Below are 13728 nucleotides of genomic sequence, written 5' to 3' on the forward strand. Positions count from 1 at the left end.
GGACAATCAGCCCGCGCTTTGCCAGTGGGCGGCGCCCACGAAAATCAGTTGCAGGAAGCGGGTGGTCCGCTTCCTGATCTGCTCGATCTGATAGTCGTCTTCGGCGGATACGCCGAGCAGATCAGTCAGGCTGAAGGCGACACTGCGCACCACCAGGTCACAGGTCATGTCCAGATCCTGATCGGTCAGATGGTCCACCAGCCTCAACCTGCGCAGATCATTCGCAAGCTCACTGGCAAAGAAACGCATCTCGCTCCGGATACCTTCCTGCACTGCCCTGCTCTCACCGGCCAGCCCCTGGGCCATGAACAGAAAGAAACTCCGGTTGGCCTGCGCGTGGCTGATAAAGATGGCCACCGACTCTTCAATCAGTTTGTCCGCCTGCAACACATTCGCCCGGGCTTCTCGCATCATCCTGCGTAGCACCAGGCCCAGCTCATCCACAAGCTGCAACCCCAGATCGTCCATATTGCGGAAATGCCGGTAAAACGAGGTGGGCACCACGCCTGCCTGACGTGTCACCTCCCGGATACCAAGACTGGCGAAATGCCGGCCCTTGCCTACCAGGGTTAACGCCGCGGTCATCAGTTTCTCGCGGGTTTCACCGGGCTTTCTTCGCTGTTTTTCCGCCATCCTGTGCCCATACCGCCTGCCGTTAGCCAATGGTTCACAAGTGTACACATCCCAAAAAATAAAAGTACAGAATGCTTGTCATTTTGAGCCATTACGAGCTCAGCCGTTGTCAGTTTACGTAGTCGTGTGTACATTCGTACACATAAGTGAACACTTGTACACACGGACAGCGAAAAGCCTCAGGGAGGCAACGATCATGTTAGCGAAACAGACCCAGCAAAAAGCCCTTCACTGGCTCGGAAGGCAGCTATTCAACCGGGATGACCCGGAAGCGTTTTTTGACCCACTGCTGGAACGCATCAACCCCATGTGGGTACAAGAGTACACACCGGCCAGAGTGGAGCAGATCCTTTCTGAAACCGGGGACACCAAGACACTGGTTCTGAAACCGGCCAGGCGCTGGTCGGGCTTCCGCGCGGGCCAGCATGTGAACATCTGTGTTGAAGTGGATGGAGTACGCCGAAACCGTACGTTCAGCCTCTCGAGCTCACCCCTGCTCTGGCAGGAACAGGGACTGGTCACGCTGACCATCAAACGCCTTCCCGGCGGCCTGGTGACCAACTGGCTTCACGATCACCTGCAAACTGGGGCGGTAATCGGTCTGGGCGAAGCCTTTGGTGATTTTCTGATACCAGAACCGGCCCAACCGGTGCTGTTTATTGCCGGTGGCAGCGGCATCACGCCAGTGTTGAGCCAGCTTGAGACCATGGCGGCCCAGGATTACCGGGCACCGGTGACTCTGCTGTATTTCGTCAGAACCCGTGATGACGTTATTGCCCGGGAGAAACTGTTGGCCCTGAAGGCACGCTATAGCGCCCTCACGCTTAATATCATCGCCACCAACGAGTCCAGGGAACCCCGCTACCTGCGTGGCCAGGATCTGGACACAGTGCCAGGCATCAAGGCTCGGCAGGTCTATCTCTGCGGCCCCAAAGGCCTGATGGATCTGGCCCAGGGCCTCCTCTCCGAGAGAGGCTTTGCTGACGCGGATATCCACAGCACGTTCTTTTCAGTGCCAAGTGCCAACCTTGGAAACGAAACACTCGGTGGTGAGGTTCAGTTTGAGAGCAGCCAGATGATGGTCGATTCCGAGGGCGATGCCACCCTGCTGGAAATCGCCGAGGCCGCCGGACTGACACCGCGCCACGGATGCCGCATGGGCATCTGCCACCAGTGCAGTTGCCGGAAAACCACGGGTACCGTCATCAACCGTCTGACCGGCCAAACTTCCGGCCCCGGCGAGGAGACTGTCCAACTTTGTATCTCCGTTCCCCGCGGCCCGGTCTCACTCGACCTTTAAGAACCCACATCCGATTTTATTGCGGGGCCTGAGCGCACCGCAGGGAGTATGACCATGAAAAAGATGACCGAAGCGCAACTCGCAGAACTTGAAACCGATCTGAACGCGATCCGGGAGGAGGTTCTGGCGGACCTCGGAGAACGGGACGCACGTTACATCCGGAGAATGATCCGGCTGCACCGGAGTCTTGAGGCCGGTGGCCGGATCATGATGCCATTCGGCTTCCTTCCGCCGGTGTTCGTTGCTGCCACGGCAACCCTCGGCATTGCCAAGATCCTGGAAAATATGGAGATCGGTCACAATGTCATGCACGGCCAGTATGACTGGATGAACGACCCGAGCCTGAATTCCCAGACCTACGAGTGGGATACGGTCTGCACAGGTGACTCCTGGCGCCGTACCCATAACTATGAACATCACACCTACACCAACATCATCGGCAAGGACCGTGACTACGGCTACGCCGTCTTACGACTGACCGATGACGAGCCCTGGAAACCCTGGCACACGCTGCAGTTCATCAATTACATTCTGCTGAGCGTGTTCTTCCAATGGGGCGTGGGCCTGCACGAACTTGAAACCGAGAAGCTGCGAAGCCGGGAAATAAGCTGGCGGGAAAAACTGCCGTTCCTGAAGCAATTCGCCCGCAAGGGTGGCCGCCAGGCCTTCAAGGACTACGTTTTCTTCCCGCTGCTTACCTTTCCGGTGGCTCCGATTGTTCTGGCGGGGAATGTGGGCGCCAACCTGATCCGTAATCTCTGGTCATCCACGGTGATTTTTTGTGGCCACTTTACCCAGGATGCGGAAACCTTCACAGAGGAGGAATGCGAGGGCGAGAGCAAGGGCCACTGGTATTTGCGCCAGCTCACGGGGTCCTCAAACTTCACCGGGGGCCGCTGGCTTCATATTCTGAGCGGCCATCTTAGCTACCAGGTGGAACACCACGTGTTCCCGGACCTGCCCGCCCACCGGTATCCGGAGATTTCCGGGAAGGTACAGGCGGTGTGTCGAAAGCACGGCATTCACTACAACACCGGCAGTTTTGCCAAGCAGTACGGCACGGTAGTCAAACGCATACTCCGACATTCACTGCCGGAGAAGTTGATGGGAATGGCCAGAGCGGCCTGACAGGGCTGGAGCGGCCAGGCGCCAAGGGCGCGCCTGGCCGCGTCAGGCTATCTGAAGTAATCTCAAGAGCTGGGGCCTGTGCTGATCCTGGATAACATCGGCCAGGGTGTACTTGTCCAGCACTTCCAGGAAGGCCTTCAACGCCTCACCGAACATCGATTTCAGGCCACACACGGGGGTTATCTTGCAGGCGTTCTTGGAGGAAAAGCACTCCACGATGCTCAGGTCCTGTTCGGTTTCCCGTACCAGGATACCAACGTTAATATCCGAGGGCGCCCGATGCAGACGCATTCCACCCTTTTTGCCCCGGATGGTTTCAATGTAGCCCTTCTTGTTCAGCTGGTGCACCACCTTCATGAGGTGGTTTTTGGAAATGTCATAGCTGTCAGCGATTTCCTGAATGGTCGCCAGACGATCACCCTGAACTGCCAGATATATCAGTACTCGAAGTGAATAATCCGTGTAGCGGGTGATGTGCATTCAATACTCCAGTCGTGTGTGCAATCGTTCAATAAGAAGGTCGGGTTACCAGATAACAGGCGGTGCCGCACAAAAATACGCCAGAAATGCCCAACACCATCGCTGACGCTCCCAACGCAAACAGCATCCCCCAACTCAGGGCCATCATGCTGCACGCCAGCACCTTCGCCCGTGCCGGCACTGCCCTGCGTGTACGCCACTGATCAATGGCAGGACCAAACCTGGGATGGTCTTCAAGCCACTGAGCAAAAGCCGGAGACCCCTTGCTGGCAAAAAATGCGGCCAGCAGAACGAAGGGTGTTGTGGGCAACAACGGCAGAACCACTCCTGCAGCAGCCAGCGTAATCGAGATATACGCAAGAATACGAAATCCGGTTTTCCCAAAACGATCGCCCATCACGGGGTTCTCACCAAGGTTCATAACTGCATCTATTCTACCGGGATTCAATGGACAGGTCTGCCCAAACGGCTGAGAAAAACCAGACGCGCCACATAGGCCACCTTGATACCGACCGCAAAAACCAGGGTTCCGATATGGGCAGCAATTTGCACAGACAGTGCAAGCGCGCCCGCCAACGGGTATGCAAGCAGAATTGTAACCATCAAACCCAACACTGACAGTCCCAGGGTGCTGTTTGCTGTGAAAAGCCACTTTTCGTATTCACTCATGAATCCACCTATAACATTTACTATAAATACATCTTAATGCTAAGCCGGCACCAGAAAAAAATCAAACCGTAGAAAGTCACCCACCTAAAAACCTTCCCTTACCCATCTACGACTTCCGATATACCCACAAAATAAATTTGACACCTTAAATGCATCAAATCAAAATTCCTGCATAAAGATTTATCTTAAATAAATGTTTAATGAGGAGACAGTGTTATGAAACAGAAAGACGCCTACCCGACCCGACTGGGAGGAGCGCACCATGGCTAAGTACCGCCGCCTCTGGTTTTTGCTGATCGGAATCCTGGCAGTAACCTTCACGCTCCTGGGGTATTTCGGTGCCGAGGTGTACCGCGAAGCACCGCCCATCCCGGATCGCGTTGTGTCCGCCGACGGCGACACCCTGATGACCGAGGAAAGCATTCTTGATGGACAAACTGCCTGGCAGTCCGTCGGAGGCATGCAGCTTGGCTCGATCTGGGGCCACGGTGCCTACCAGGCACCGGACTGGACCGCCGACTGGCTGCACCGTGAACTGGAAACCTGGCTGGAAATCGCAGCCCTGGAAGAGTACGGGCAGGAATGGCACAGCCTCAGCGGGCAGCAGCAGAACGCCCTGCAGTACGACCTGAAGACCGAGTACCGCACCAATACCTACGACGCCGCTACCAGCACTCTGCAGCTTTCCGAGCGCAGGAGCGAAGCTATTGCCAGAACAGCCGACTACTACAGCCGACTGTTCAGCGACGCTCCGGAACTGCAGTCAACCCGCGAAAACTACGCCATGAAGGAAAACACCCTGCCCAGCGCCGAGCGTCGCGAGCGGATGACCGAGTTTTTCTTCTGGACTGCCTGGGCCGCTGCTACCGAACGCCCGGACAGCGAGGTTACCTACACCAACAACTGGCCCCACGAACCGCTTATCGATAACAGGCCTAGCGGCGAGAACGTGGTCTGGTCGTTAATCAGTGTGGTTCTCCTGATTGCCGGTGTCGGTGGTCTGATCTGGGCCTGGGCCTTCCTTCGCAAGGAGGATGAGGAACCGCAGGCGCCACTGAAGGATCCACTGAGTGCAGTCGGGCTTACGCCTTCCCAGAAAGCATTGGGCAAGTATCTTCTGCTGGTGGTTGGCCTGTTCACTTTCCAGGTCATGCTTGGCGGCTTCACTGCCCACTATACGGTTGAAGGTCAGGGTTTCTACGGCATCGAGACCTCCGAGTGGTTCCCCTACTCCCTGATGCGTACCTGGCACATTCAGTCCGCCATGTTCTGGATTGCCACCGGCTTCCTCGCCGCTGGTCTGTTCCTCGCCCCCATCATCAATGGCGGCAAGGATCCGAAATTCCAGAAACTGGGTGTTGATGTGCTGTTCTGGGCCCTGGTTGCTGTGGTTGCCGGTTCGTTTATTGGCAACTTCCTCGCCATCAACCAGATCATGCCGGCCAATCTCAGCTTCATGCTGGGCCACCAGGGTTACGAGTATGTAGACCTTGGCCGCCTCTGGCAGATCGGCAAGTTCCTCGGCATCGTGTTCTGGTTGGTGCTGATGCTGCGCGGTATTGTTCCCGCCCTGCGCCAGCCTGGTGACAAGAACCTGCTGGCCCTGCTGACCGCTTCGGTGGTTGCCATTGGCCTGTTCTATGGTGCCGGCTTCTTCTACGGCGAGCGTACTCATATCTCGATCATGGAGTACTGGCGCTGGTGGATTGTCCACCTGTGGGTCGAAGGCTTCTTTGAAGTGTTCGCAACCACTGCCCTAGCCTTTATCTTCTGCAGCATGGGCCTGGTGTCCCGCACCGTGGCAACATCTGCCAGCCTGGCATCCGCCAGCCTGTTCATGCTCGGGGGCGTGCCCGGCACCTTCCACCACCTGTACTTCTCCGGCACGACCACGCCGGTAATGGCAGTGGGCGCCACCTTCAGTGCACTGGAAGTGGTACCACTTGTGGTCCTGGGATACGAGGCCTGGGAAAACTGGCGCCTGAAGTCCCGCGCACCGTGGATGGAAAATATTCGCTGGCCGCTGACCTTCTTTGTGGCGGTTGCCTTCTGGAACATGCTGGGTGCCGGCGTGCTCGGGTTCATGATCAACCCGCCAATCGCGCTGTATTACATCCAGGGCCTGAACACCACGCCCACCCACGCCCACGCGGCCCTGTTCGGTGTCTATGGGTTCCTGGCCCTGGGCTTCGCACTGATGATCCTGCGTTACATCCGTCCGCGCATCATCTTTGACGAGCGGCTGATGAAGGTAGGTTTCTGGTGGCTGAATATTGGCCTGGTCCTGATGCTGTTCACCAGCCTGTTGCCGGTCGGCTTTATCCAGTTCATTGCCAGCGCCAGCGAGGGCCTGTGGTACGCACGCAGTGAAGCCTTCATGCAGAGCGATATCCTGCAAACCCTGCGCTGGGTCAGAACCGTTGGCGACGTGGTCTTCATCGTTGGCGCACTCGCCGTAACCTGGCAAGTCGTGAAGGGCGTTTTCTTCCCGGATCTGGAGCCGGTTGCCCTCGAAACCGATGAAAGCGGCGCAACCAGCGAGCTCAGCGCCTGAAAAAAAGAGCCCGGGCCAGGGACGGCCCACTCTGAATTACCTGACAGCAGGCTTACCTCCCGAGGGGTATCGGAATTGGTGATCCGATCTGCAATACTTGGTCTATACTCAGGTTAAAAAACAATCGGCAACAGGACCAACCCGATGCCCCAGAACAAGCTGACAGACCGTTTTGGTCGCACCGTCAACTACGTGCGTCTGTCCGTCACTGACCGGTGCGATTTCCGCTGCGTGTACTGTATGGCCGAGGACATGACTTTCCTGCCCCGCCAGCAGGTTCTCACCCTGGAAGAAATTGCCCGCGTTGCCCGCAACTTCGTTGACCTGGGTACCGAAAAAATTCGTCTGACCGGCGGCGAGCCGCTGGTACGCAAGGATATCCTGGAGCTGGTAAAGGAGATTGGCACTTACGGTCTGCGCGACTTTGCCATGACCACCAATGGAAGCCAGCTCACCACCATGGCCGAGCCTCTGCGCAAGGCGGGGATGCATCGCCTGAACATCAGCCTGGATTCCCTGGACGCCGACAAATTCCGCAACATCACCCGCACCGGCAAACTGTCACATGTGCTGGACGGTATTGATGCTGCCCGGGAAGCTGGCTTCCGGGGCATCAAGATCAATACAGTGGTGATGAAGGGCCGCAACGACGAGGAGATCCCGGAGCTGATCGAGTTCGCCCGCAAGAAAAAGGTGGATATCAGCTTTATCGAAGAGATGCCGTTGGGTGAGATTTCCGAACACGATCGGGGCCTGGCGCTTTGCACCAGCGAAGAAGTTCGGGACATCATCCGCAAGCATCACGAGCTGGTGCCCGCTACCGAGGATTCCGGCGGTCCCGCCCGTTATTACCGCATGGAAGACAGCGAGACCCGGGTCGGTTTCATTTCTCCCCATTCCCACAACTTCTGTTCTACCTGTAATCGGGTGCGGGTGACCGTCGAAGGTCGGCTGCTGCTGTGCCTGGGTAACGAGCACTCGGTGGATCTGCGCAGGGTGCTACGGGGCAATCCGGTGACTGATGACAAGTTGCGGGAAACCATTATCAATGCCATGGATCTGAAGCCGGAGCGGCATCACTTCTCCAGCAACGGGGATGTGCAGATCCTCCGGTTCATGAACATGACCGGCGGCTAAGCGGCCGGCACAGCAACCAGCACAACAAAAGGGTCAGATGAAAGCTTTCATCTGACCCTTTTTCATTTCTAGTGGTCCATTCCGTCCATACCATCCATACCATGCTTCGCCATGCCGGTATTCAGATGCTCCATGGTGATCGAACTGTATTTCAGAACCTCACCGCCATGTTCCATCATGAACCCGTGGGCGGCTTCCTCGGTCGCAAAGGAGGCAAGCGTCGGCCCCATGGCGCCCGAGCGGTCAGAGCCAACCACGAAGAAAGCGTCCCGGGCGTCGATCAGGGCGGTGTCGTCCGGATGCTCCCACTCGGTCTGGGTCATGTCGTGGACGTAGAGGGTGTGATCACGGTTTTCATTCTCCGGCTGGAGCATCCAGGCGAACATGTCCTTGGTGGAGCAGAACTTACGGACGTGCTGCTCTTTCTCGGTTATGGCCTCACCCTTGGGGCCCGGGAAATTGGAGATCACCATGCCGCAGACGTGGCATTCATCGCCGCTTTCGAAATGCACCGGTTCGGGTTTGGCCATGGTCTGCTCCTCATTGCCCGAACAGGCGGTGAGGGTTATGGCTGCCAGAGCGGCGAGGAGCCAGTTGAGTTTACTTCTGTTCATCGGGATAACTCCGTTCAGATACGACGGTTTCGGAAAAGTAACAAGGCACCCGCCAGCGGGATAGCGAACCACAGCACCAGACCAATCCAGAGGCCAGCGGCGCCGATGGGCAGATCGGCACCGAGGCTGAGGACGCCACTTAGCTGGGCGCTGTCGCCGAAGGCAACGATATTGAGCAGGCGGTAGATATCCGTGGGATTGAGCATCAACAGCCAGGGCAACAGTTCCGCGCTGAACTGGCCTTCACTCGCCACGAGGGTACCCAGCAGCATCAGATCGAAGATCAGCACGAAGAAGAACCAGATCGCCAGGGCCAGGCCGGCGGCGATGGGCTTTTCGCTGACCCGGACACTGATCACGTAGGCAAGGGCAATGAAACCCCACCCCAGAAGCACGGTGGAGCCAATAAACCGCAGCATGGCTGCTGCGAGACTGGCAATGGCAACGTTTTCCACCAGCACCGCAATGGCCACGCCGGCGACGCCGAAGCCAATCACAGTGGCGAAAGCCAGGGTCAGGCCATGGCCCAGGAACTTGCCGAGCAGCAACTGGCTGCGGCTGAGAGGGTAGGTCAACAGTAACAGCAGGGTTCCACCCTCTTCTTCCCCGACGATGGCATCGTAGGCCAGCAACAGTGCAATCAACGGGATCAGGAAGATTCCAAGGCTCGCAAGGCTGGCAATGGTGGCCGGCGTGGAGGCATATCCCACCTGCCCTGAGGCGGCGGCGCCAAACCAGGCGATGCCCAAAGCCAGGGTGGCGAAAACCAGGGAAATGGCCATCAGCCAGCGGTTGCGCAGGCTGTCACTGAGTTCCTTGCGGGCAATGGTCCAGATACTGTTCATTGGCTGCCTCCCCGGTGGGCCAGGCCACCCGAACCGATAAAGTGCACGTAGATGTCTTCCAGGCTGGGTTGATGAATGCTGATATCTGCCACTTCACCCGACGCCATCACTGCATGCAGCAAGGCCATTTTATCCCTTGGCTGCACATCCACCCGCAGGCGCCCGCTATCGGACTTGATGATCAGGCCACTGCTGCTCGAAGCGCTGTCGATCACATGTTCCAGCGCCGAGATACTGTTGGCGGGATCCAGAGACAGGGTTACCGGCATATTGGCCTGTCGCCTTAATGCCGCCAGATCGCCGGCAGCCTTCAGTGCGCCATCGGTGAGAATGGCTGCACGGTCAATATAAGGTTCGACACCGGGCAGGACATGGGAACACAGCACAATGCCGGTGCCTCCCTCACACAGTTCCCGGAGCAGCCGGTACAGATCTGCCGTGGCGACCGGATCCAGACCAACGGTAGGCTCGTCCAGCATCAGCAGCTTCGGCTTGCCCAACAGCGCCTGCGCCAGACCAAGACGCTGACGCATGCCTTTCGAGTATGTCTTCGTACGAGCATCCATGGCATCGCCAAGGCCAACCTGTTCCAGCAGTTGAGGCACCTGTTGCAGGGAGGCGCCCTTCAGCCGTGCGAAATGGTTCAGAATCTCCCGACCGGTCAGCTGCGGATAGAACATCACATTCTCCGGCAGGTAACCGATATGCTGGGTTACCTGCGGATCACCGGCGTGACCACCAAGCACGGAAACCGATCCCTGGTTAGGGGTCATAAGCCCCAGGATCAGCTTGATACAGGTTGTCTTACCGGCCCCGTTATGGCCGAACAACCCAAGAATTTCCCCCGGCTCCAGAGTCAGGTCGATCCCCGTAAGGACCGGGCTCTTATCGTACCGGTAACTCACATTATCAAGGTGAAAACAGCTCATCGGTTCTCCGGTTGAAGCTCTGCGGGCATCCGCATCAGGGGATGGGAATCGGTCACACCGGCGGACTTGACCACCGGAAACGCATCCTGCACCCAGCGCAGAGTATCCACCGCCGGGCTGAACATCAGAACCTTCGCTTCCGGGTATTTCCAAAGTAGCCGGTCCACGTTGTCATTGGGCTCATAGGGCACATCGCCAACGCCGTCCTGATTCCGGTCCCAGCCCAGATAATCACTCCAGTAATTGCCCTTCTTCCCTTTTGACCACTCCTGGGTGCGGGTGGCGACATACTTGACCTGGCGCTGATTATTCACGAACGCGTTGTCAAAAACCTCGTTGTCTTCCGAGCCCGCGGTCAGATGAATGCCGATATTACTGTCGGCAAAGACATTGCCTTCAAAGGTGTTGTACAGCGAGTTGTAGATAAACACCGCCTTGCCTTCAGCCCCCTCAATGGCAACACCGGCGGTCTGCCCCTGGGACACACCCGTCACCACATTGCCCCGCAGCTCCGACTGGGTAATGAAATTCATCAGAATCCCGTAGTTCTCATCATTCACCGACCGGTTGTTAATCACCGTCAGACGCTTGCTCTGCATCAGCGCATAACCGGTTCGCGTGTTACGGGTGACATTGTTCTCCAGCAGATTATTCATCGAGTACATGTAATGAATGCCATAACGCAGATCCGCCATCTCATTGCCCCGGATCGTATTGTTATTCGCCGTCTCGATATAAATCGCATCCCGCGTCCGACGGATGTCATTGCCTTCAATCAGCGCGCCGGTGGTATTGAACAGATGAATCCCATTGCCCCGGTCATTCGGACGCAGACTGTCATCACCGCGAATCCTATTATCGCGGACCGTCACATCCGGCGTTGCATCCAACCACACCCCGAACGCCGGCCCCTGCAAACGGTTGTTCGCAACCACCGCACCCCTGGCCTCCCGAGCCACAAAAATCCCCGCATCCAGCTCGTTAAGATCGCTGCCCCAGTTGCGAACGGCACATCCGGAAAACGTCACCCCCTCGGCGATGATATCCACCGCATTGCCCTGACCGCCCGGGTCAATCACCGTCTCGGCATGGCAAGACACAGACACACCGGGCACCCGGATTGCCAGAGACGAAATCTGCTCAGGGGGAAGCTCAAAGCTCGCGCCCGGTTCCAGGGCATCAAGCTGTTCTTGCAGCTCCGCTTGCGCGGTCAGCGATAACAGAGCGACGGTCAGGGCCACTCCATAACGCATGATTCGATACATCAATGTTTTCTCAAAAGTCAGGATGAAGGAGGACTGCACCGAGTTTGGTGCAAATCGATGGTAAAGGGCTTTCCGAAACCGTTGAGGGCCATGGATGGCCCGATTCGAGCCCTACAGGGACGTACTCGCGGGCGTGTTTCGGAAAGCCCTTTACCATCGGTTTGCCACACCCAAGCCTGCGGCCTTGCCAGGGCCCATTAATGAACCCCGGCAAGAACCTCAGTGGATCAGGCTTTCTCTACAATCATGCGACCCCGCATCTCCATATGCAGCGCATGACAGAACCAGTTGCAGTAGTACCAGTGCACCCCGGGACGATCTGCCTTGAAGGTCACAGAAGAGGTCTGCTGCGGACTGACCTCCATGCTGACACCATGGTTCACCATACAGAAACCGTGGGTCACATCCTCAATGGTGTCCAGGTTGGTCACGTACACCGTCACCTCATCACCCTGCTTCACCTTGAACTCCGTCATCCCGTACTGCGGCGCAATTGAGGTCATGTAAACACGAACCTTGTTGCCATCGCGGATAACCTTGTTGTCGGCTTCCAGAGTCACGCCATCTTTCTTGGCCTGCTCAACGGCAGAGGCAAAGAACGGATCGTCACGGTCGTAGATCTTCTTGGTCTTGATCTGATCACGACGCACCAGAATGCAATCGTGAGGCTCGGCGAAGGTCGGGCCATCATGAACCAGCTTCATTTCCTCACCGGAGATATCGATCAGCTGGTCGTTCTCCGCATGCAAAGGTCCAACCGGCAGGAACCGGTCCTTGGAGAACTTCGACAGCACCACCAGCCACTTGCCATCGGCATCCCGGGATTCGGTCAGAGACGCGTGGTTGTGGCCCGGCTGATAATGCACATCCAGCTTCTGGCGGATGTAGTTCACGTCCTCGCCGTTGTAGTGCCTGATGGCATCGGCAATGTTCCACTTGCACACCTGGCTGTCGATAAACAGAGTGGTGTAGGCGTTACCCCGACCGTCGTATGTGGTGTGCAGGGGCCCAAGACCCAGCTCTGGCTCACCCACCACGGTATCACGGGGCTCAATCGCTCCGTCGAACAGGTCATCCAGCTTCTCGATCGAAATAATGGTGACCGTTGGCGACAACTTGCCATTGGCAATAAAGTACTTGCCGTCCGGGGAGGTATTCAGGCCATGCGGGTTCTTGGGAACCGGGATGTAGCGGGTCAGGTCCGAGCCTGCACGACCGTCTACCACAGGCACCTTGGAGTCGCCCAAGGTCTTGTAGTTACCGTCCCGGACTGCCTTCTCGATGCGCTCGATGTTGAACACGACGGCCCAATCCCGATCGTTGCGCATGGTGCCGGCCAGATCCAGTGCCTTCTCCGAGTTGTAGCAGGTGGCACAGGCGTATTTGCCGGTGTAGTCGGCATCGGTGTTGTCCAGGTTGCCATCCACAATCACCTGGAAGGCCACTTCCATGGTTTCCGCGTCCACCGCGTTGAACATGGTGAAGCTGCTTTCAAGGCTGGTGTCGCTGCCATCGTTCGGATGGGGGATGACATACTCGGCGTTACAGAACACGTACTTGGTCTTGGGAACCTTCTGAAGACGCAGGCCGTGAATGGCCTGAACATTCGGAATGGTGGTGATCTTGTCGCACTTCATGATGTCCAGGCGGATCCGGGCTACACGAGTGTTGGCCTTGTCGTTAATGAACAGGTATTTGCCGTCATAACGACCATCCGTCATGGAAATGTGGGGGTGATGGGAATCGCCGTTCAGGTGGGTATTGTCATGGCCCAGCACGTCCTTGCTTTCATTGCTGATCCCCCAACCGGTGGCAGAATCCACATTGAACACGGGGATGCGCATCAGTTCCCTCATGGACGGTACACCCAGAACCCGTACTTCACCGGAGTGACCACCACTCCAGAACCCGTAGTATTCGTCGAGCTCGCCGGGATGCACCACGAACTTGTTACGGGCCTCCTCGGCGGCAGCCGCAAAGGACTCCCGCGACATCACGGCAGTACCCAGGCCGGCTGCACCGGCGACTCCCGCAAGCGCAGCAGCCCCCATAAACCGACGGCGGCTCTGGCCGCTTTCCGGAAGCTCCGGCAGGTCTTTGGTCAGATCATCTCTTTTTTTCATAACATCCAACTCCGTTATTGGTAATGGCGGTTTTACTTCTCATGCTTTCTT

13 protein-coding genes are annotated in these 13728 nt (G+C 57.2%); 4 read left to right on the forward strand and 9 right to left on the reverse strand.

Annotation, left to right across the window (positions count from 1 at the left end; translation table 11 throughout):
• Window positions 1-6: 6 nt before the first annotated feature.
• Complete coding sequence (locus MDHKLMBL_RS09600) at window positions 7-633, reverse strand: TetR family transcriptional regulator (protein WP_008175361.1); 627 nt, start codon at window positions 631-633, stop codon at window positions 7-9.
• 196 nt (window positions 634-829) lie between these two features.
• Between MDHKLMBL_RS09600 and MDHKLMBL_RS09605 the strand changes: the two genes are divergently transcribed.
• Both MDHKLMBL_RS09605 and MDHKLMBL_RS09610 read left to right on the forward strand, forming a co-directional pair.
• Complete coding sequence (locus tag MDHKLMBL_RS09605; protein WP_104270710.1) at window positions 830-1933, forward strand: ferredoxin reductase; 1104 nt, start codon at window positions 830-832, stop codon at window positions 1931-1933.
• A 54-nt stretch (window positions 1934-1987) separates the two neighbouring features.
• Window positions 1988-3061, forward strand: a complete 1074-nt coding sequence (locus MDHKLMBL_RS09610; RefSeq protein ID WP_008175363.1) for a fatty acid desaturase family protein — start codon at window positions 1988-1990, stop codon at window positions 3059-3061.
• A gap of 42 nt (window positions 3062-3103) precedes the next feature.
• Here the strand turns inward: MDHKLMBL_RS09610 and MDHKLMBL_RS09615 are convergent, their stop codons facing one another.
• The 3 genes from MDHKLMBL_RS09615 to MDHKLMBL_RS09625 are packed head-to-tail and all read right to left on the reverse strand — an operon-like array spanning window position 3104 to window position 4210.
• Window positions 3104-3541: an RrF2 family transcriptional regulator gene (locus tag MDHKLMBL_RS09615; protein WP_008175365.1), complete on the reverse strand. Its 438-nt coding sequence runs from the start codon at window positions 3539-3541 to the stop codon at window positions 3104-3106.
• A 28-nt stretch (window positions 3542-3569) separates the two neighbouring features.
• A complete protein-coding gene (locus MDHKLMBL_RS09620) occupies window positions 3570-3962 on the reverse strand; it encodes a YbaN family protein (RefSeq protein ID WP_008175367.1) in 393 nt (130 codons plus the stop codon).
• A 23-nt stretch (window positions 3963-3985) separates the two neighbouring features.
• A complete protein-coding gene (locus MDHKLMBL_RS09625; protein WP_008175371.1) occupies window positions 3986-4210 on the reverse strand; it encodes a hypothetical protein in 225 nt (74 codons plus the stop codon).
• Between the two features lie 262 nt (window positions 4211-4472).
• Here MDHKLMBL_RS09625 and MDHKLMBL_RS09630 point away from each other — a divergent pair, with 262 nt between their 5' ends.
• Window positions 4473-6764: a nitric-oxide reductase large subunit gene (locus tag MDHKLMBL_RS09630; protein ID WP_104270711.1), complete on the forward strand. Its 2292-nt coding sequence runs from the start codon at window positions 4473-4475 to the stop codon at window positions 6762-6764.
• Window positions 6765-6908: 144 nt separating this feature from the next.
• The gene (gene moaA, locus MDHKLMBL_RS09635; RefSeq protein WP_092032036.1) at window positions 6909-7901 is read left to right on the forward strand and encodes a GTP 3',8-cyclase MoaA; all 993 of its coding nucleotides are present in this window, start codon (window positions 6909-6911) and stop codon (window positions 7899-7901) included.
• 68 nt (window positions 7902-7969) lie between these two features.
• Here moaA and MDHKLMBL_RS09640 read toward each other — a convergent pair whose 3' ends face one another.
• From MDHKLMBL_RS09640 to nosZ, 5 genes are all read right to left on the reverse strand, one after another.
• Entirely contained in the window at window positions 7970-8515 is a 546-nt protein-coding gene (locus MDHKLMBL_RS09640; RefSeq protein ID WP_053112947.1) for a nitrous oxide reductase accessory protein NosL, read from the reverse strand.
• A gap of 14 nt (window positions 8516-8529) precedes the next feature.
• A complete protein-coding gene (locus tag MDHKLMBL_RS09645) occupies window positions 8530-9360 on the reverse strand; it encodes an ABC transporter permease (protein ID WP_053112948.1) in 831 nt (276 codons plus the stop codon).
• Entirely contained in the window at window positions 9357-10289 is a 933-nt protein-coding gene (locus MDHKLMBL_RS09650; RefSeq protein WP_053112949.1) for an ABC transporter ATP-binding protein, read from the reverse strand. The genes MDHKLMBL_RS09645 and MDHKLMBL_RS09650 overlap by 4 nt, the downstream gene beginning before the upstream one ends.
• Window positions 10286-11554: a nitrous oxide reductase family maturation protein NosD gene (locus MDHKLMBL_RS09655; protein WP_092032133.1), complete on the reverse strand. Its 1269-nt coding sequence runs from the start codon at window positions 11552-11554 to the stop codon at window positions 10286-10288. Before MDHKLMBL_RS09655 ends, MDHKLMBL_RS09650 begins: the two co-directional genes overlap by 4 nt.
• 227 nt (window positions 11555-11781) lie before the next feature.
• On the reverse strand, window positions 11782-13677 hold the full coding sequence (nosZ, locus tag MDHKLMBL_RS09660) for a TAT-dependent nitrous-oxide reductase (RefSeq protein ID WP_053112950.1): 1896 nt from the start codon (window positions 13675-13677) through the stop codon (window positions 11782-11784).
• Window positions 13678-13728: the final 51 nt, after the last annotated feature.

Source organism: Marinobacter flavimaris (assembly GCF_002933295.1).
Lineage (GTDB): Bacteria > Pseudomonadota > Gammaproteobacteria > Pseudomonadales > Oleiphilaceae > Marinobacter > Marinobacter flavimaris.